The 19,657-nt window shown below is 54.3% G+C and carries 12 protein-coding genes; 9 read left to right on the plus strand and 3 right to left on the minus strand.

The window, feature by feature from the left end; all coding sequences use genetic code 11:
* Positions 1–120 precede the first annotated feature (120 nt).
* From glgX to OSO_RS0117995, 4 genes are all read left to right on the plus strand, one after another.
* On the plus strand, positions 121–2,319 hold the full coding sequence (gene glgX, locus OSO_RS0117980) for a glycogen debranching protein GlgX (protein ID WP_010584599.1): 2,199 nt from the start codon (positions 121–123) through the stop codon (positions 2,317–2,319).
* On the plus strand, positions 2,316–5,342 hold the full coding sequence (treY, locus tag OSO_RS44045) for a malto-oligosyltrehalose synthase (protein WP_083842919.1): 3,027 nt from the start codon (positions 2,316–2,318) through the stop codon (positions 5,340–5,342). The genes glgX and treY overlap by 4 nt, the downstream gene beginning before the upstream one ends.
* Before the next feature lie 502 nt (positions 5,343–5,844).
* Entirely contained in the window at positions 5,845–7,035 is a 1,191-nt protein-coding gene (locus tag OSO_RS0117990; RefSeq protein ID WP_157605327.1) for an MprF family protein, read from the plus strand.
* A gap of 68 nt (positions 7,036–7,103) precedes the next feature.
* Complete coding sequence (locus OSO_RS0117995) at positions 7,104–8,384, plus strand: GNAT family N-acetyltransferase (RefSeq protein ID WP_157605328.1); 1,281 nt, start codon at positions 7,104–7,106, stop codon at positions 8,382–8,384.
* Positions 8,385–8,567: 183 nt separating this feature from the next.
* Here OSO_RS0117995 and OSO_RS51735 read toward each other — a convergent pair whose 3' ends face one another.
* Entirely contained in the window at positions 8,568–8,876 is a 309-nt protein-coding gene (locus OSO_RS51735; protein WP_029247168.1) for a cupin domain-containing protein, read from the minus strand.
* A 194-nt stretch (positions 8,877–9,070) separates the two neighbouring features.
* Positions 9,071–10,519, minus strand: coding sequence for a sigma-54-dependent transcriptional regulator (locus OSO_RS0118010; RefSeq protein ID WP_010584604.1), 1,449 nt, complete (start codon positions 10,517–10,519; stop codon positions 9,071–9,073).
* Positions 10,520–11,097: 578 nt separating this feature from the next.
* Between OSO_RS0118010 and OSO_RS48210 the strand changes: the two genes are divergently transcribed.
* The 3 genes from OSO_RS48210 (at position 11,098) to OSO_RS0118035 (ending at position 16,822) form a co-directional block, all read left to right on the plus strand.
* A complete protein-coding gene (locus OSO_RS48210; RefSeq protein WP_162130552.1) occupies positions 11,098–13,770 on the plus strand; it encodes a PAS domain S-box protein in 2,673 nt (890 codons plus the stop codon).
* A gap of 63 nt (positions 13,771–13,833) precedes the next feature.
* Positions 13,834–15,417: a Na+/H+ antiporter gene (locus OSO_RS0118025; protein ID WP_010584607.1), complete on the plus strand. Its 1,584-nt coding sequence runs from the start codon at positions 13,834–13,836 to the stop codon at positions 15,415–15,417.
* A 352-nt stretch (positions 15,418–15,769) separates the two neighbouring features.
* Complete coding sequence (locus OSO_RS0118035; protein WP_010584608.1) at positions 15,770–16,822, plus strand: LLM class flavin-dependent oxidoreductase; 1,053 nt, start codon at positions 15,770–15,772, stop codon at positions 16,820–16,822.
* Positions 16,823–16,918: 96 nt separating this feature from the next.
* On the opposite strand, the gene OSO_RS0118040 is transcribed toward OSO_RS0118035, so the two are convergent.
* A complete protein-coding gene (locus OSO_RS0118040) occupies positions 16,919–17,272 on the minus strand; it encodes a beta/gamma crystallin-related protein (protein WP_010584609.1) in 354 nt (117 codons plus the stop codon).
* 327 nt (positions 17,273–17,599) lie between these two features.
* Between OSO_RS0118040 and OSO_RS0118045 the strand changes: the two genes are divergently transcribed.
* Together OSO_RS0118045 and OSO_RS0118050 are read left to right on the plus strand one after the other, a co-directional pair.
* The gene (locus OSO_RS0118045; RefSeq protein ID WP_010584610.1) at positions 17,600–18,043 is read left to right on the plus strand and encodes a VOC family protein; all 444 of its coding nucleotides are present in this window, start codon (positions 17,600–17,602) and stop codon (positions 18,041–18,043) included.
* Between the two features lie 401 nt (positions 18,044–18,444).
* Positions 18,445–19,647: a M20/M25/M40 family metallo-hydrolase gene (locus tag OSO_RS0118050; protein ID WP_010584611.1), complete on the plus strand. Its 1,203-nt coding sequence runs from the start codon at positions 18,445–18,447 to the stop codon at positions 19,645–19,647.
* The last annotated feature ends 10 nt before the right edge of the window (positions 19,648–19,657 follow it).

The following is a 19,657-nucleotide window of genomic DNA, read 5'->3' on the forward strand; positions in this document are numbered from 1 at the left end:
TGTGGCATGAAACTTCCTTCGCCAACAAAATTGCAGTCGAAGACAGGCCACTGGTACACCTTTTGCGAATCGGCGGCTGGCGAGAATTTCAGTCGTTTACCATCAGCATAAGGAGCGATTATGCGAATTTGGCCAGGGCTTCCTTACCCCTTGGGCGCAACATGGGATGGCAGCGGCGTGAACTTCGCACTGTTCTGTGAAAACGGAACGAAAGTAGAGCTTTGTCTGTTCGAGTCTGCTGATGCAGGGCAGGAATCGCAACGGATTGAAATCACCGAAACGACGGACCAAGTCTGGCATGCGTATCTTCCGGACCTTCTACCCGGGCAGGTCTACGGCTATCGTATTCACGGCCCGTATGAACCACAGAGGGGCCATCGCTTTAATCCCAATAAGATCGTCCTGGACCCGTATGCCAAACTGTTGGCGCGTACCCCGCGATGGGACGACAGCCTGTTTGGTTATGAGCTCGGAAAAGATGATCTGAGTTTTAGCGAGTCCGATAACGCTGCTTTCGCGCCGCTTGCAATCGTCGTGGATACCGCTTTCACTTGGGGCGATGATCGACCGCCGCGAACGCCCTGGCACAAGACCCTCATCTACGAAGCGCACGTAAAAGGGTTGACGATGAAACATCCCGACGTGCCTGAAAAGCTGCGAGGAAGCTATGTCGGTCTGGCCAGCGAGGCCATCATCAAGCATTTGGTGGATCTGAATGTCACCGCCATTGAACTTTTGCCGATTCATCAATCGCTGACCGATCGGTATCTGGCCGATCGAAACATGGTGAACTATTGGGGCTATAATACGCTCAATTTTTTCGCCCCCCATTTGAGTTACGAGTCACCAAATAATTCGCTGAGCCCCGTTCATGAATTCAAAATGATGGTTCGGTCGTTTCATGCGGCAGGCATCGAAGTGATCCTGGACGTTGTTTACAATCATACGGCGGAAGGCAATCAGAACGGCCCCACACTTTCCTTGCGCGGCATTGATAACGCGGCCTATTATCGTCTTTCAGAAGATCCACGTTACTACATGGACTTTACCGGCTGCGGCAATACGTTGAACATGCAGCACCCAAAGGTCCTGCAAATGATCATGGATTCGCTACGGTACTATGTGACCGAAATGCACGTCGACGGGTTCCGCTTCGATTTGGCCAGTACGCTGGCACGCGAGCTGTTCGAAGTGAATAAGCTGGGAGCGTTCTTCGACATCATTCACCAAGATCCGATTCTGTCGAAAGTGAAGCTGATCGCCGAGCCTTGGGATGTCGGGCCCGGTGGCTATCAGATCGGTAATTTTCCGCCGGGATGGACGGAGTGGAACGGCAAGTACCGTGACTGTGTCCGGCGCTTCTGGAAAGGTGATGGCGGGACAGTTGCTGAGCTCGCGACGCGCCTGTGTGGTTCAAGCGATCTCTATGAACACAGTGGTCGCAAGCCGTACGCGAGCATTAATTTCGTGACCTGTCATGACGGATTCACCCTAAATGATCTGGTTAGCTACAACGAAAAGCATAACGAAGCCAACGGCGAAGAGAATCGCGATGGTGCAGGACAAAACGATTCTTGGAACTGTGGAGCGGAAGGTCCGACGACTGATCCGGCGATCAATGCACTTCGTGTTCAGCAACGCAAGAATCTGATGGCGACTTTGCTACTGTCACAAGGTGTGCCGATGATTCTGGCGGGTGACGAGCTTGGGCATACTCAGCAGGGTAATAACAATACGTACTGCCAGGACAATGAACTTTCGTGGTTGAACTGGGAACTGGATCAAGACCAGGAAGACTTTCTGGCGTTCGTCAAATTGGTGACAACGATCTGGCGGACTCAGCCAGTGTTTCAGCGACGGTCATTCTTTCAAGGGCGTTCGATCCGAGGTGACGGTATTCAGGATGTCACCTGGTTCAACTGCAACGGCGAGGATATGAGCGACAAAGACTGGACAGGCTGCGTTCGAAGTCTTGGCCTTCGCCTCGCTGGCGATCTGATTGACGAATCGAATTCGCGTGGCGAGCTGATTGTGGGTGACACGATATTGATGTTGATGAACGCGCACTGCGAGACGATTCCGTTCGTGCTTCCGGTCGTGAGTCATGACCATCGATGGCAACTGTTGCTGGATACTTCGGTCGCGGAACTTCCCTCAGAACCCTACGACGAGCTGCACAAATATGAGCTGCACGCGCGTTCGATGGCCGTGTTTCGAACCATCAGCGCGACAGAAGTTTCCGTCTCGCCGCAGCAAGCCGAGACGCTTCGGCAAGAACAGCATCGTCGTGAGACGCTCGTCACAGAGATTGTTTCATGACATCGCTTTCGTACGAATCAGTAAGGGACCTGTTAGGTAAGGCGACGCGACTGGCCTCAAGGCGGCTGCGCATTCCCCGAGCGACCTACCGCCTGCAAATGCACGCTCAGTTTACACTGCGTGATGCGCTTCGCATCGTGCCCTACCTGGATCGCCTGGGAATCTCTGATCTGTACACCTCCTCGTTGTTGAAGGCGCGTCCGGGAAGCCTTCACGGATACGATGTCCTCGATCACAGTCGGCTGAACCCTGAATTGGGAACAGAGGCCGACTTGGGCGAATTGGCAGATGAACTGAAACGACGCGGTATGGGGCTGATTCTGGATGTGGTTCCGAATCACATGTGCGTTGGCGAGGGAAATCAGTGGTGGATGGACGTGCTCGAAAATGGCTCGGCGTCTCGTTTTGCCGGCCATTTCGATATCGCGTGGAGAAATCATCCTCGTGAGCGGATGCGGGGCAAGGTTTTGTTGCCGATTCTGGATGAGCCATACGGAAAGGTGATTCAGGCCGGACGAATCAAGGTCATCTTGGAGGACGGTCGATTTGGGATCACTGTTGATCAGACGCGACTTCCAGTCGATCCTCGAACCTACACGCCCTTGCTGGAACCCGCACTGGTGGCGCTGCGCGAGACGCTTCCATCCGATGACGATTCGGCTTTGGAATTGCAAAGCATCCTCACCGCCGTTCGTCATCTGCCGGCACGAGACGATCTCAATGCGGAACACATTCGAGAGGCGCTGGCCGAAGGCGCGGTCATCAAACGCCGACTGGCGGATCTCGTTTGTCGATCCAGTTACATTCAAGTGCAGATCCAGCGGGTCGTGAGCGAACTCTCGAACGTCGCTGAGAATTCAGACTCTTTGATCCGACTGATTCAGCTCCTTGATGCACAACCGTATCGTCCGAGCTTCTGGCGAGTCGCATTGGATGAGATCAACTATCGTCGTTTTTTCGATGTCAATGATTTGGCAGGGTTGGCCACTGAGCGTTCTGATGTGTTTGATGCCATCCATGCGAAACCACTCGAATGGCTAAAGAAAGGCATGATCACCGGACTGCGGGTCGATCATATCGATGGACTGCTTGACCCACAGGAGTATCTTGCTCGAGTGCAGCAGAAGTACGTCATCGAATGTGCTCAAGAGATCTGGGAGGCCGATGAGGATCGCACGGGTGGAGGGACTTGGTTCGCGATTGAACAGCAGCTTACGAAGGCATGTCTCGATCAAGACTCGGTATCGCCACCAGGACTCTATGTCGTTGTTGAGAAGATTCTCGGCCCGCGTGAGGTTGTTCCACCGGGATGGGCATGCCATGGGACGACGGGATATGAATTTCTGAATGAAGTCAACGCGTTGTTTGTCGATTCTGATACCGAGGAAGAACTCTCGATTGTCTATCGACGCTTCACGCAGCAGACGGACTCGTTCGAGCAGATTTGCTATGAGGGAAAGCTGCAGGTTTTACGTTCGACAATGGCGAGCGAACTTCATGTGCTGGCGCATAGACTCGACGATCTGGCTCAACTGGAATGGTGGTCCCGTGATTTCACCCTGAATGGTCTAAGGCAGGCACTGGAAGAGATGATCGCCTGCTTCCCTGTGTATCGAACTTATGTTTCGGACGCGGCGAGCCCCACTGACCAGTTGATGATTCTCCGCGCGGCGCAGCGTGCGCGACGCATGAACCCATTGCTCGGCAAAGAGATCTTTGAATTCCTGGTTGATACGCTGCTGCTGCGATGCCCCTACTCGCCGTCGGCTGCCGAGGATTACGTTAAACATCAACGAGATTTTGCCAGGAAGTTTCAGCAACTGACGTCACCCGTGATGGCTAAAGGCGTAGAAGACACCGCGCTGTACGAGTTCAATCGTCTCGTGTCATTGAACGAAGTCGGTGGAGATCCCGCGCGAGCCTGTGGACAGGAGAGTCGCTTGCACGCATTTCTCGAGTCTCGTGCCGCCACATCTCCCAACGCGCTTTCGCCGCTTTCAACACACGACACCAAGCGAGGCGAAGACGTTCGGGCTCGCATCAACGTTCTCTCGCAGATGCCGGCCGAGTGGGATCAGCGAATTCGGCGTTGGCGACAAATGAATCGGCCTCACAAGACTGAGATCGAAGAGGGGCTGTTCGCCCCCGATGACAATGAAGAGTACTTCATCTATCAGACGTTTGTTGGATGCTGGCCACGCTCATACTGTGTCGACGATGACTTCGTGAAACGCCTTCAAGCGTATCTCGTGAAGGCCATGCGTGAAGCGAAAGTTCATTCAAGCTGGATCTTGCCCGAATCCAAATATGAAGAGGCTGTCTGCAGCTTCGTGGCGGCGATTCTCGATTCGAAACGATCGGCGGAGTTCCTGGCAGATATGGAGACGTTTCAAAGGGAGATTCGGCCACTCGGCGAATTGAATTCGCTGTCTCAGACGTTAATTCGCTGCCTGGCACCTGGTGTTCCGGATACGTATCAGGGGTGCGAATCGTGGAATGATTGTTTGGTCGATCCCGATAGCCGCCGGCCCGTCGATTACGACGCACTCAGTCGTTCGCTCGACGATTGCGATCGACTGCTTTCAACGCCGCCTAATGTCCAAATGCCCCTTTTGCGAAAAGAACTGGCCTCGTCGAATGCCAAACTTCTCGTCTCGTCGATTGCGCTTCGCTTGCGGCGAACGTACGCGTCACTTTTTCAGTCGGGAGGCTATGCGCCGCTTGAGGTAGCTGGCAACGATGCAAAGAGTGTTTTTGCGTTTGTGGTTCACGATCAGCAGGCCGCAATCGCGACAGTTGTGCCGAGACTGATCAGTCGACAGATGTTCTCTCAGAATCAGATGCAGCTTGAACTGGATGCGGATGTCATATTCCCGGAACTGTTGAGGAACCGCGTTTGGCACAATGCGGTGACGAATCGGCCGATCTCAATGGCTGACAACCGTGTTTCAGCGAAGGTTCTCTTCGCGGAACTGTCGTTCGCTATTTGCGTCTCTCACGCCATTGATCTGGATTATCCTTAAGAAAAACTTCGCCGCCCCATAGCACACGTTCAGTTTGCGCCCGTTTGATCTCCTTACGGCGTGGCTTCAATCGTGCTAATACTATGACACATGCGTAAAGCGCCCATGACGAGATGTTAATTTCTGTTGACGTCCAGAATGCGATCGAAGATAAAGGGAACGAGAGCTGTTCATACAGGAAATTCCGGCAGATGGTTTTACGGTTCAGTCGTGATCGAGCGAGATAAACGCCGTCACACCGGCCGACAGGTCACTGGAGTAAGCCGCTCCATGTTGATCAGCCAGTTACCAACCAATGCGGCTCGGTTGGATGGGATTTCGCCAACGGAATCCGACTGCTCGAAGAAATGTCTGCCCGTCATGTGACCGTACTGTCATGACGGTTCGATTCGTATCGTTTGCATCGGAGGGTGGGGACAGTGAGGTGAAACGGCGACATCGATTCGGTCCGACAATTGCGTACGAGTTGGAGAAACTACACTTCAATGATCGGGGAGATGTCATGATGTCATTGGGCGTGGAACAAATCGCAACGAAGCCTGACGCATTGGATGCGGTTGTTACCCCCAAACGACTTGTTCACATCGACACGGAAGAAGTTACGGTTTCGTTAGAAATCGGGCGTGGTTCTGTACGACAAAAACATGAACTTGAGCATAGTCGTGAACTTCACGTCTACCGGTACGGCACCTACTTCGATTCGTACCTCGCCACAGAACCCGGTCGTGAAGAGTTTTGGTCGAGCAACCGATCTGGCCTGATTTCGTATGTGCGTCGAGGGCGTCACATTCTCGTAGGTGGCGGGCTCATTGCTCCCGATGAGCAGAAATCTGCGTTACTGGCCGAGTTCATGGAGTTTCTTGCGCATCGCAAATTCGCGGCGGCGTTTCACAATATCAGCGACGCAGAACTGGTCCATTTTCGCCGCCACGGTTTTCAAATCACAAAATGGGGTGAGGAACCGCTGCTGGATCTTGGCAATGTGACCTGGAAGGGGAAAGAGTACGAGTGGGTCCGCAGACAGGTCAACTATTGTACGCGCCATGGGCTTCAGGTCAGTGAGATCATTCCAGAGCAATTACCAACACAGCAATGGAATCGAATTTTTGCTGAAATGCTAGAGGTGTCGGCGGAGTGCTTGTCATTGAAGCCTCAGGCGGAAATGGGCTTCTTTGAAGGACAGATTCGTGACCACCGGATTGGCCTGCGACGCGTGTTTATCGCCCGGAATGAGAATTCTCAGGACCGGATCGAAGGATTTCTCGTTTGTAACCCGATTCAGAATGGTATGGCGTGGTCGACGGAACTGTATCGTCGCAGGAAAGATGCCGTACGTGGAACGATGGCCTTCCTCTTTCATCACGCGATGACACAATTTCAGAACGAGGGCGTCCAGAGGGTGGCGTTCTGCCTTGATCCCGCGGCGAACTGCGCGAATAAACTGAGCGGCGACAGTGCCTTAATACGGTGGGGAATGACCATTGGGGCCTGGTTGAACATTACAATGGACGTGGAAGGAATGCGGCATTTTAAAAGCCGCTTTCGACCTCGATACGAAAACCGCTACGTATGCGTTACGCCCAAAACGACCATCGGATCGCTTTGGGCATTCGCACAAGTCTCAGGACTTTTTGCGGTGAACCCATGGAAGGTCGTAAAACGAGCGATTTCGCGATCCTTGAACCGACGATGATATGATGGTGGTTGGGATCTCGGTCATCGTCACGCGCCCGCACGAAGTCGCTCGACGGAGAAGATTTGGTGAAACATATCACTCGGACGACGCAATCAGATTCAGACCTTGCGTGCGCAACGCTCTGCGAGACGCATTCCGTGGGAGCGAACTCGGTGCCGCAGTCGGTGACAGAGCACTTTTGGACGTGCGTAGACGATGTTGATCGTGAGGGCTGGGATTCCGTCCGTCATGCAGACGATATTTTCATGGACCTGCGATTGCTGAAGGCAATCGAGACCAGCATGACCGACTCTTGTCGATTTCGTTATGTCCTCTATCGCGACGAATCCCAGCAGCCAATCGCCATTGCCGTCCTGTGTACATTTGAAATCGATATTGGTGTTCTGGCGAATGATCCCTGGTCGAAGTGGCTTCTGAATGGTCTTGCCCGAATCTCGCCGTCATTGGTTACCTATCGAATTCTTTTCTGCGGATTGCCGCTCTCGGCCTGTCAAAGCAGTCTCCGATTCGTAGAAGGCGTTGAAACCGCCGTGATCCTGGCCAAGCTCGACGAGACCCTCTCGCGGTTGGCAAAGCAGGATCGAGCCAAAATCATCGTCTTCAAGGAATTCGCGGACCATGAACTCCCCCGACTGCAACCACTGGTCTCTCTCGGTTATCGAAATGCCGACAGCCTGCCAACTCATTTGATTTCCCTGAACGGAGGCTCGTTCGAAGAGTATCTCGGGCGCTTGGGGCGAAACAGTCGGAATGCGGTCAAACGATCGCTTCGAAAGTTCGCCGGAAGCGGCATGCAATTTATTACGACATCCGACTTTGTGATGATCGAAAAGTTGATGTCGCCGAAGACATATGCACTTTACGAATCGGTCCTCGAACGATCGACCACAAAGTTTGAGCATTTGCCCCGCGCCTTCTTTCTTGAGATGGCGCGTCAGCTGCCTGACTGCTGCGAATATTCGTTTGCCCTCGATGGGAATGAAGTCAAAGGCTTCTCCATGGGACTGGTGAGTGGCGACGAATACTACGGGCTGTACATGGGCTTCGACGAGACAATTAATCACGACACCCACCTGTATTTCAATCTGTCGTTGCGTGGTATTGAGAACGCCGCACATCATGGGGTTGCAATCGCAGAGATTGGCCAGAATTCAGAAGATGTGAAGCGTGCAAAGTTTGGCGCCATACAATCGCGCCGGTCCATTTACGTACGGGGCAGCCAGCGTTGGATGAATTGGGTCATCGGCCGATTCTTCAATCAATTGTTTCCGCCGCGGCCCATCTCGGATAGTCCCGAACATGCGACAACGCACGTCGACGGCGCACAACCTGCGCGCGACGATTAGCCACGTTCGATAGCAGCATGATCGTCGACGAAGTCGATTCGGCGTACATGCTTCGCTATCGACAAGAAACAGAGAGATCCTTATCCTCAGGCTGTTAAGAGCACCGAGCCGATGATTAACTTCGGTGAACAATCCTTCGCCAGAGTGAGCGGGACGGCGCGCTCGTCACGTGTGTTTGTCGGGCTACTTCGAGATAAAGACGTCAGACTTTGGAAATTTGTCAAACAGTTGCGCCGGCTTACTAAAGTTCGTTGCCAGCACGTCCGCCGGATTACCGGCGATCCACTGTGACAGGTCGATGGTCTGATAGACCCCCGTATTGAAACCGATCAGCACCTTGCATGTTTCCTTGCCAACATTCTCGATCGAGTGTCCGTACCCCTGGGGAATGTAACCCACATCTCCCTTGTGCATGACCTCCGTACGATACCGGCTGTGCGAAACGAACATCGAGACGCTGATCTCGCCCTGTACGACGTATTGCCCATTCATCGGACGTGGGATGCCAATGAAGCTCTCGCAATCCTCTTGGTTCGAGTTCAAGAAACACGCCGGTGATTGTCGTGGAGATTGGAAAGTGGCTCGAGCTGTGCCGCGCGCCGTCGTTCGAAAGGCGTTTTGACGCGATACACAAATGTGAAAATGGATTGAGTACTTTACAGAATGAATCCACACAAACCGCGAATTCAAACGTCAGCAGCTTCATTCTGCTCGACCGACTGGGTTACGGAGAGACCCAGTTCTCGCATTCGAACACGCAATGTTTGCCGCGAGATACCAAGAATTTTTGCTGCCTGATGCTGGTTCCCGTCGGTGAAATCCAGGACCTGCTTTAGCAGGATGAGATCCAGTTGACGATGGACGATGTCGTAGATGTCAGCCGCATCGGGGCGAAGCAGACTCGCAATGATTTTTTCAAAATTCACAGAGGACGCGTTGTCAGTATCGTGATTTGACGATTCCTCAATCGCGTCAAGCTTCGGGAGAAACGACGGCAGGAGGACGTCACCCGAAGAATGCAGCATGGCCTGCTTGAGCACGCTCTGCAGTTCGCGGATATTGCCTGGCCAATTGTACGCCCGCAGGATCTCCAGCGTTTGCGAATCGATATGTCTGATCTCACGCGCGAGTTCGGGATTCATTCGCTTCACAAAATGACGAACGAGCAGTTCCAAATCGTTCTCGCGGTCACGCAGTGCGGGCAGTTCGATCATGAAGACACTGAGGCGATAATAGAGATCGGCACGATATCGCCCGTCGTTCGACCAGGTCTTCAGGTCTCGGTGCGTCGCGGCGATCAGCCGGACATCTGTCCGAATGGTTTCATTGCCCCCGACGCGCTCAAACTGCTGCTCCTGAATGACGCGCAGCATCTTGGCCTGCAACCCCAGTGGCATGTCACCAATCTCATCGAGAAACAGGGTTCCGCCATTGACCTGTTCGAACTTTCCGATTCGGCGTCGATCGGCTCCAGTGAATGCGCCCTTCTCATGACCGAACAACTCGCTTTCGAGCAATTGTTCAGGTATTGCGGCACAATTCAGAGCCAAAAACGGGCCCTCATTGCGATCGCTGTGCTGATAAATGGCCCGCGCGACCAATTCCTTGCCAGTGCCGCTTTCGCCGGATATCAGAACCGGCACATTCTGCGCGCTGACTCTTCCAATCGACTTATAGACCTCTCGCATGAGCGAGCAATTTCCAACCAGCGCGCCGTCGACAGGGGGATCATCCGTCGTATCGGCAACAATCGCCGGCTCGCGCATTTTTGCCGATACGACGAATGCGTCGCTCACCACCTGTTGGAGTTGTTTCAAGTCGACTGGCTTGAATAGGTAGTCAAACGCGCCCAGTTTCATCGCTTCGATGGCGTTGTCGGCCCCCTGGGTCATCGTGACAAACACGACGGGAACGCGTCGGTCGATCGAACGAATCTTCATGTAGACGTCAAGACCCGATTGATCTGGCAGCCTTAAGTCCAGCAGGACCGCATCGGGTGTCCGCGCCGCAAACTTCGCAAGACCCGCAGCCCCTGAGCAGGCAATTTCGACGGTATGTGTGGGGCCAGAAAATGCCGCACGCACCTGCTGCGGCAGAATGGCCTGGTCATCGTCGATCAACAGAAGGTGCGGCATTTCGGCGGAAACTCCAGTCACTCTTGTTACGTCGCAGGGCTAGTTTGGCGTCCAGTCTGTCGAGTCAGGTTCACCTAGAAAGGTGTTGGCCAGCTCGTGACGAGTTCATCGACATGGCAATTCAGGTTTAGGTCTCCACGAGTCGCTATTACACTCTGTTCAGGCAACCGATTGGAAGAAGCCGGGATCGCAATTGAAGGATTTCGGGCGCAAAATTCGCTAATCAAATGTCGATTCGTTGATCTACTTGATAACAAATGGCAGACGCGTTCTGCTTCGTGTGATGATTTTGGAACAACGAACGGCTGCGAAGCACGAGTCTTTAGACGAGAGTTCCCGGTCAAAGTTCGCCAGAATGCCTTCGCAACAAGTTCAGGGAGCTCGATTGGGGAATCGCCTGGAACCTCCAGCGACCCATTGCACGACCAATTATGACAAAGTACGGCGCATAATTGACTTCAATCCAACCAATTCGTTTTCAGCCCGCAGCCGCCCCCAGCGAGCTGACAGTTCCGGTACGTCCCGAAATGTGGGGGGCGCGATCGTGGTGGCGCGCCTTTGGGTCCGCCGTGCCACTCATGTTGGTGACCATCCTCGTTCGCTGGCGGATGCAAGATGCACTTGGTGAACGGGGGCTTTACAGCACGTTTCTTCCGGCTGTGATTCTTGCCGCCCATTTTGGAGGAATCTGGCCCGGCCTCATTATTACCGTTGTCAGTGCCGTCGTGACCAACTTCCTGTTGGTCGACAACCTGCTCAAAATCGATCATCTTGCTGCGGCCGATACGGTCGCTCTCTTGCTCTTTGTGGGAACCGGGATCGTCATCAGCGCTCTGAGTGAAGCGCTACATCGTGCGTATCAACGTCGGCTGATTCTCGAGCAGCAGCGTCACGCGCAGATGACGCTACGCAAGACAGAAGAACGCTTCACGCACTTGATGCAGCAATCTTCGGACATCATCGGGATTTTTGCTCCTGATGGAACGATCCTGTATCAAACCCCGTCACTGACCCGCATCCTTGGATACCTCCCTGAAGAGCGGATTGGAAAAAATGTCTTCGCAGACTCGACCGTCCACCCGGATGACAGACCTGCTCAGCGGGAATTCTTTGAATCGATCCTGAAACGTCCTGAACTCCCCGTCAAAGCCGAACTTCGCATGCGACACGCGAAGGGCGGCTGGCGCGATATCGAAGCCATCGGACAGATTCTGCTCGATGAAGCCGGGTTGCTGGTCCTAATTGCGAATTATCGAGATATGACCGATCGCAAAGCGGCCGAACGCACGATTCGCGAAAGCGAACAGCGCTGGCGAAGCCTGACTCAAATGCTGCCGCAATTAATCTGGACGGCCAAACCGGATGGGACAACGGACTATTACAGCCCGCAGTTCCTGAGTTTTTCGGGCAAAACAACCGCCGAACTGGTCAATGCCGGTTGGCATAGCGTCATCCCTGCGGATGAATTGGCACTTGTTGTCGAACGATGGAAATCCGCGGTTTCTCAAGCCGCGAACTACGATCTAGAGCATCGACTGCTTCGTTCCGATGGAGTTGAGCGTTGGTTCAAGGTTCAGGCCGTACCGGTTCGGGACGACGACGGCCGGTTATTGCGTTGGATTGGCTCGGCCACCGATATCACTGAAGTGAAAGAGGCTGAGCGGACGTCACGGCTCGCGAAAGAGGCCGCCGAATCAGCGAATCGGGCCAAGGATGAATTCCTTGCGAATGTCAGCCACGAGATTCGAACCCCGATGAACGCGATTCTCGGGATGACGGATCTGGTGCTTGACTCAAACCTCAACGCCAGTCAGCGCAATCTACTGGAAGTCGTGAAGGCCGCAGGGGGCAACTTGCTCGATATCATCAATGACCTGCTGGATTTCTCCAAAATCGCGGCGGGAAAACTCGAGCTGGATCCCACCCTGTGCTCGCCGCGACAAATCACGATGGAAGTGGTGCAGATCCTTGAGTTCAAGGCTCGGGCCCAGGGGTTGCATTTGAGGTGCGACATCGCTGAGGCCATACCCGAATCGTTGCTGGCCGATGCCGGACGGCTCAGGCAAATCTTGATCAATCTCGCCATGAACGCCATCAAATTCACGCCGAAAGGCGAGGTCGTACTTCAACTGATTCTGGAACGATCCACTCCCCGTGATGCGACGCTCAAATTTCTCGTTCGGGACACCGGAATCGGAATCGCTGCTGAAAAGCAGCAATCGATCTTCAACGCCTTCGAGCAAGAGGATGCCTCAACAACGCGAAAATACGGTGGTACGGGACTTGGTTTGACCATTGCATCTCGACTCGTCCGAGCCATGGGCGGCGAGATTGAACTCGAAAGTGTCGTTCACAAGGGAAGCACATTTCAATTCAGATTGACGTTTGTCAAACCATCCGAACCTGTTCACGTCGAGACGTCGCAACGCATGGATCACGGTCTCAAGCCATCTGGCAACGGCCGCGCATCGATTGGTGTTCCGTCACTCAAGATTCTGGTCGCCGAAGACAACCGGTTCAACGCGCAGCTCATTGATGTCCTGCTGAGACAAAGCCAGCATCAGTTTCAGATCGTTCCCGACGGCGAGCAAACACTGGCATTGGCCCTGTCGCAATCGTTTGATTTGCTGTTGCTCGATATTCACATGCCCATCAAGGACGGATTCATGGTCATTCGTGAGTTACGTCAATGGGAAAGTCACGATCCATCGCGCGGGCGGCTGCCGGTGATCGCACTCACTGCGATGTCGACTCAGCAAGCAACGCAGCAGTGCCTGGCGGCGGGAATGGACGCGGTGTTGGCGAAGCCCATTCGGCCCAACGATCTGGCCGCGGCGATCCAACGCGTGGTCACAACTTCGGCAAACGCGCAGGCGTCACAGGAAGATCTGATCGACAGCAAGATGGTCCTCTCGGTTTGCGGCGGCAGTGATGAAGTCCTGCAATTGCTGGTTCACTCGTTCCTGGAAAATGTTCCCTCGCAACTTCGTGAATTGCAGGAATGGTCAACGGCACGGGACCTCGCCTCTCTGCGTGAGGCAGCACACAAATCCGCGAGTGCTTTGCGGACATTCTCGCGGAAGGCCGGAAACTTGGCTCTACAGATTGAAGACACAGCGGTCGCCGGCGATCTTGCCGAGTGTCAACGAACGGTTTCTCAACTGAATGCATGCTGTGAGACGTTACTGCATCAAGTGCAATCGCTCTCCGTGCAGGATCTTCAATCACGATCGCGTCTTGTCGACACTTGACGTCGGTCCTGCTGTCGAATCGACTGCCTGTCGAACGCGAATGGACTAGTGGGCTGTGTGCTGATGAATCCGGTTGAAGTTGTAATTGGGCTGATTTTTGTTGCCACGGTGCTTGCGGCCGTCGCTCAGCGAGTCGGTGTGGCGTATCCGATTGTCCTGGTGCTTGGCGGACTGCTAGTCAGCTTTCTGCCGGGGATCCCCCTGATCCATCTTGATCCGGAAGTTGTGCTTCTGGTCTTCATTCCTCCGCTCGTCTATCTGCCCGCGTCGCAAGTGGCGCTGATGGACTTTCGGACGAGTTGGTTTCCGATCTCAATGCTCTCGATCGGACTGGTTCTGGTGACGTTATTTGGAATTGCAGGGCTGGTCCATCTCGCCATGCCTCAATTTGCCTGGTCGAGCGCGTTCGTACTGGCAGCGGTTGTCGCGCCGACCGATATGATCGCGGTCAACGCCATTATTCGTCGAACCCCGATTCCGCATAGCGTGGCCAGGATTCTGGATGGAGAGAGTCTATTCAACGATGTGATTGCTTTCGTCGCCTATAAGATTGCCGTTCGCGCCGTCTTGCATCATTCCTTCTCCTTTGCGGGTACGCTTGCAGAATTTACCTGGGACTCTGTCGCCGGTGTCGCCGCGGGATTGCTGATTGGTCAACTGGCCATCTGGAGTCGCCGGCGGGTTCATGATCCCGCGATCAATGCGGCCATCTCGCTACTGACGTCGTTCGCCGCCTACTTGACGGGTGAGGCCCTTCAGGCGTCGGGCGTTCTTGCCACCGTGACCGCCGGTCTATGGGTCGGGCGATCACTGTCTCGAATTCTTGAGCCGGAAACGCGACAAGGATCGTTCTCATTCTGGGCTGGTTTGAATTTCATACTTGAGGGATTGGCGTTTGTCCTGATTGGGCTCGAATTACGTCCCATTCTGGCCGAACTGGCTCCCTACTCGACCACGATACTGGTCGGCCTGGCCGTGCTCATCTCTGCTGGTGTGATTCTGCTCCGACTTCTCTGGATCGGTGCCGCTTTTGCTGTTCGGTTGCTCGTTCGTCGTGTACTTGGGATGCCTTCATTTCAAGGAAGTTGGAAGAATGCACTGATTATTGGTTGGTCAGGGGCCCGTGGCGTCGACTCGCTGGCTGCCGCCCTGGGGATCCCACTGTTGCTCGCCGATCGTCTGACGCCGTTCCCTGATCGGGCGCTGATCCTATATCTAAGCTTTGTGGTGATTCTGGTGACGCTGCTGCTGCAGGGGGCCACATTACCCGTCTTGATTCGATGGTTGACCGTCTCAATTGATGATGCAGAGGCAGAAGAAAGCAGGTTTGCCAACATTGCGACCGTTCAAGCGGCACTTCGTGTTCTTGAACAGGCACAGCCAGCTAGTGACGATCTGCGCGACCTGACGCGACATCTGCAACGGACATATGAGAACCGTTTGACGCACCTTCAAACGAGCAGCAAAGCTGTCACTGAAAACAGCCCGGCTCAGATCATCGCTTCGGCCACGTCACTTCGACTTGCCATCCTTAAGGCCAAACGCGAGACGCTCATTGAATTGCGAGATCAGGGACGCATCAGCAACACCGTGCTGCGGCGAATCGAACGGTCTCTCGATTTTGAAGAAATCCAATTGTCGTCGTAGCAGGTGATTCGTTGGGGGACGCGTGTTAGTGGCGCTCGACCGCCGTGCAAAACGTCGTCTCCAGCAGTCGAAATCATCGGGAGTGCTACAATAATCATGTCGGATGCCACTCGCATCAGAGAGCCGCGACGCGGATGCCGCTTGCGTCATTCTTTGAATGCAAACTCCTCGATCGCATTTGCATATCGGGGGTAAACGAGTGGGGCATCAAACCTGAATTGACAGATTGATGAACGCATTGCGAGCACGTCAACGAACTTGCAGACGATGTTCGTGAACCTGTCAGGACAGAGTGACTGTGCCACCCGCCCGGATCTACGTCGTCAATCCTTTTGTCCGATGGACAGCAATCATGAAGTCGCTCTCGCAAATTCCATTCTCAATTCTCGATCTTGCCCCGATTCGACAAGGTGGCACGGCTGCGGAATCGTTTCGAAATACACTAGATCTGGCGCAGCATGCCGAGCGTTTGGGATATCACAGATACTGGCTGGCCGAGCATCATAGTCTGCCCGGGATTGCGAGCGCGGCCACGGCGGTTGTGATCGGGTATGTCGCGGCTGGAACAACTCGGATTCGGGTGGGGTCCGGCGGAATCATGCTGCCAAATCATGCCCCGCTGGTGATCGCCGAGCAGTTCGGTACCTTGGCGTCGATGTTTCCCGGCCGAATCGACTTGGGTCTGGGGAGAGCTCCCGGCGGCGATCAGCGAACCGCGCGCGCGTTACGAGGGTTTAATGGCCGAAATGGCGACACGTTTCCGCAGGACCTGAGCGAACTGATGAGCTACTTTCAGCCGGGTGGCCCCGGCACAGGAGTTCATGCGGTTCCCGGTGAGGGACTCGAAGTTCCTGTCTGGCTGCTAGGATCGAGCGATTTCGGCGCCAGACTCGCCGCCGAACGTGGCCTGCCATTCGCTTTCGCATCCCACTTCGCTCCCGAGTTTCTGCATCCGGCACTGGCGCTTTATCGAGAGCGATTTCAGCCATCATCGACGTTAGACAGGCCTTATGCCGCCGTCGCCGTGAATGTCGTCGCGGCGGATTCCGATGCGGAAGCGCTACGGTTGTTTACGACGCTGCAACAGGCGTTCCTGAATCTGGTCCGCGGCACTCCGGGCCTGCTTCCACCGGCAGTTGATTCGATGAGCGGTCGCTGGAACGCTCTTGAACGCGAGCAGGTCGAGCGGATGACGCGCTATTCTGCGGTTGGATCATTGGCCAAGGTGCAGAGGCGCCTTGCCGACATCGTTGAGGCCACAGATGCCGATGAACTGATTCTCGTGGGACCGATCGAAGACCACGCCGCCAGGCTGCACTCGTTCGAACTGGTCGCTGAATTGCTGAAAGTGTCCGCGTCTTCCACCCGTCCGAACAATGCCGCGACAGCAGCACCATCCGTGTGACGGTACTCATTCACGCCTTGCGGAGATTGCCCCGCAGGATCGATGGTCTGCTTGCGGCGCGTTCAACAACAACGTCAATTCAAGTTCGCCGCTCAACTAGTATTTGATGCACTGGAACGACGAAATCACATCGCTGACCGTCCCAATCCTGGGATAGTACCCGACGTTCAAATCCCAATAGTCCCCGGTATAGTTGGCATCTCGGTAGAAACGCCAAGTTCCCCGGGCGATCACGATCGATGAAATGGAGTCGTTGAACTCTTTGGGAAGTCGCTTGAAATTGAGATTTGTCCTCAGCGAGGGACCACCATAGTCGTAATCTTGATAGACGACGAGTTCAGGCAATGCGTCTGGGTTCGATGGACGTTCGAACTGACCGTGCTGACTCGCGGTGGCGGTACCACTCGGTGCCTCGTGCCACTTCTGTTCCGTGCATGGCTGACCTGACATTGCTGCTCTTTTTATCAATACGTGATGAGAAACAAGGCGTTGTCGTTGTCAATCCGGCCAACGAGATCTGTCCGATTTTCACAGACTTGAAGTTGCTTAGATTCTGCCACATCGAGTGCTGACCGTATCAACAACAAAGCGTCCTATCCAATTGCTGAATACAATACCATAGTGACGAATCGAAGATCGGCGAAGTCCGACGACGTACGCCGACCTTGCGCAGAAAAAAACTCGCGGTTGTCGAAATCCGAAAATCTCGTTCGACTATCAGGTGTGTGGGAAGATGCTCACTCGATATCAATATTCCGATTCCATGGGAGACGAAACATGCCCGCGTCGCAAACCACGAACCTGCAACCAATTCCGTATCTTTCATTCAATGGCACCTGTGCGGAGGCGATGCGGTTCTATGAAAAGTTGCTCGGCGGGAAGATCAAGGTCATGATGTCAGGAGCCGAGACGCCCATGGCCGACCAGATTCCCAAAGAATTTGCGAATCGGATTATGAACGCCCAGTTGGAACTTCCCGGTGGCAGCCTTTTATACGCAGGAGACTGTCCGGCACACCTCCCTTATGATGGCATCAAGGGCGTGAGCATCACTCTGAACTTCAACCATGTCGACGAAGCCGAGGCGATCTTCAACAAGCTGGCGGACGGTGGACAAGTGACGATGCCCTTCAGCCCAACTTTTTGGGCCAAGAAATTTGGCATGCTGATCGACAAGTTCGGAGTGCCTTGGATCATCAACGGCGAACTTCTACCGATTTAATGATCCTGTCCTCGTTCAAAGTGCCCGTTGAATCAAGGGAGACGGGCGACGGCATCGGCTCAACAATGCCATGCCGGCGCGAAAAATAATGTGTCTGCCGCACTCCTGTTTTGACGGGCTCTGAAGAGAGGGAATTTCTGCCATTCAATTCCTAGGGCTGTGAACACAGCCGTTCGACAAACTCTTGCGGGGAATCTTCGGATCGCAGTGAACATTGGTGGGACGATGATCACGATCACGCGGTTGAACTCAAAGACTTCCCGATGAGTGTCTTTTCGCTCTCCGCACGGGACTGCTCAGATTTCGAACTCGTCGACGACAGCGTTCTTGTCTCGATTTTGATATTTTAAATCTCTGAATGATATCACGATCGATTCAAGAGCTAGACGAGGGGTTGCTGCATGGCGGGCGACGCAATGAGTTGGGTCTCGAAGTTTGACAGTGCCGCGGCAATCAAGCTGGTCATGGAACTGATGGCGATTCCAGGGCGAAGCAAGCAGGAAGGGAACATCGTCGAGTTGATTGTCTCCAAGCTTCTCGCCGCGGGCGTGTCACCGTCGAATATCACGACAGACAATGCCAATCGGCGAATTCCTGGCGGAGGCGAGGTTGGCAACTTGATTGTCAAACTCCCCGGGACGCAGCGTGGACCACGGCGATTGCTGATGGCACATCTCGATACCGTTCCGATCTGCGTTGGATGCCAGCCAGTACTGGATAGAGACATCATTCGATCGGCGAATGCATCGACCGGCCTGGGGGGCGACGATCGTGCGGGTGTCGCTGTGGTCCTCACGGCGATATTAGAACTATTGCGTCTGAATCTTCCCCATCCGCCGCTCACGTTATTCTTCGCCGTTCAGGAAGAAATCGGCCTTTATGGGGCGCGGTTCGTCCAAGCCAGTAAGCTCGGATCGCCGAAGTTCTGTTTCAACTGGGATGGCGGCGATCCTCGTTTTGTCAGTGTCGGAGCCACCGGTGACTACGCGATCGAAATTGAGATCGAGGGTCTGGCAAGTCATGCCGGTGTCCATCCCGAGCGTGGGATCAATGCGATCACCATCGCGTCACTGGCGATTGCCGACCTGACCGAAAATGGCTGGCACGGTCTGATCGAAAAGGGGAAACACCGAGGAACGAGCAACGTGGGTATCGTTCATGCGGGCGAAGCGACCAATGTGGTCACTCCAAGTCTGACACTCAGGGCTGAAGCGCGCAGTCATGACCCCGTCTTCCGAAAGAAAATTGTCGATGCGTATCAAAAAGCATTCGCCAAAGCTGCGAAATCCGTGAAGTCGGCCGATGGAAAGACAGGAAAAGTCACGTTCAGATCCGACTTGAAATACGAATCATTCCGGTTGGATCCGCAAGAACCAGTTGTTTCGCTGGCCGAATCCGCGGTCGCACACATCGGCTTGACTCCCGAACTGTGCGTCGGAAATGGTGGGCTGGACGCAAACTGGATGACGGCACACGGCTTCCCCACCGTGACACTCGGCTGTGGTCAGCGAGACATCCACACGGTGAACGAATGGCTGCACGTCCCAAGTTTCTTGCAGGGTTGCCAGATCGCCATGCTTCTGGCCAGCGGCGATCTGGGATAATCTTGTCGGC

This window comes from Schlesneria paludicola DSM 18645, assembly GCF_000255655.1.
Taxonomy (GTDB): Bacteria; Planctomycetota; Planctomycetia; order Planctomycetales; family Planctomycetaceae; genus Schlesneria; species Schlesneria paludicola.

Excerpts from the sequence above, each read along its gene's own strand:
- OSO_RS0118040 (WP_010584609.1), bottom strand. The coding sequence starts at position 17,272 with ATGTCAGGTCAGCCATGCACGGAACAGAAGTGGCACGAGGCACCGAGT.
- OSO_RS0118010 (WP_010584604.1), bottom strand. The coding sequence starts at position 10,519 with ATGCCGCACCTTCTGTTGATCGACGATGACCAGGCCATTCTGCCGCAG.
- OSO_RS0117990 (WP_157605327.1), top strand. The coding sequence starts at position 5,845 with ATGATGTCATTGGGCGTGGAACAAATCGCAACGAAGCCTGACGCATTG.
- glgX (WP_010584599.1), top strand. The coding sequence starts at position 121 with ATGCGAATTTGGCCAGGGCTTCCTTACCCCTTGGGCGCAACATGGGAT.
- OSO_RS0118025 (WP_010584607.1), top strand. The coding sequence starts at position 13,834 with ATGAATCCGGTTGAAGTTGTAATTGGGCTGATTTTTGTTGCCACGGTG.
- OSO_RS51735 (WP_029247168.1), bottom strand. The coding sequence starts at position 8,876 with ATGAATGGGCAATACGTCGTACAGGGCGAGATCAGCGTCTCGATGTTC.
- OSO_RS0118035 (WP_010584608.1), top strand. The coding sequence starts at position 15,770 with ATGAAGTCGCTCTCGCAAATTCCATTCTCAATTCTCGATCTTGCCCCG.
- OSO_RS0118045 (WP_010584610.1), top strand. The coding sequence starts at position 17,600 with ATGCCCGCGTCGCAAACCACGAACCTGCAACCAATTCCGTATCTTTCA.
- OSO_RS48210 (WP_162130552.1), top strand. The coding sequence starts at position 11,098 with ATGTTGGTGACCATCCTCGTTCGCTGGCGGATGCAAGATGCACTTGGT.
- treY (WP_083842919.1), top strand. The coding sequence starts at position 2,316 with ATGACATCGCTTTCGTACGAATCAGTAAGGGACCTGTTAGGTAAGGCG.
- OSO_RS0118050 (WP_010584611.1), top strand. The coding sequence starts at position 18,445 with ATGGCGGGCGACGCAATGAGTTGGGTCTCGAAGTTTGACAGTGCCGCG.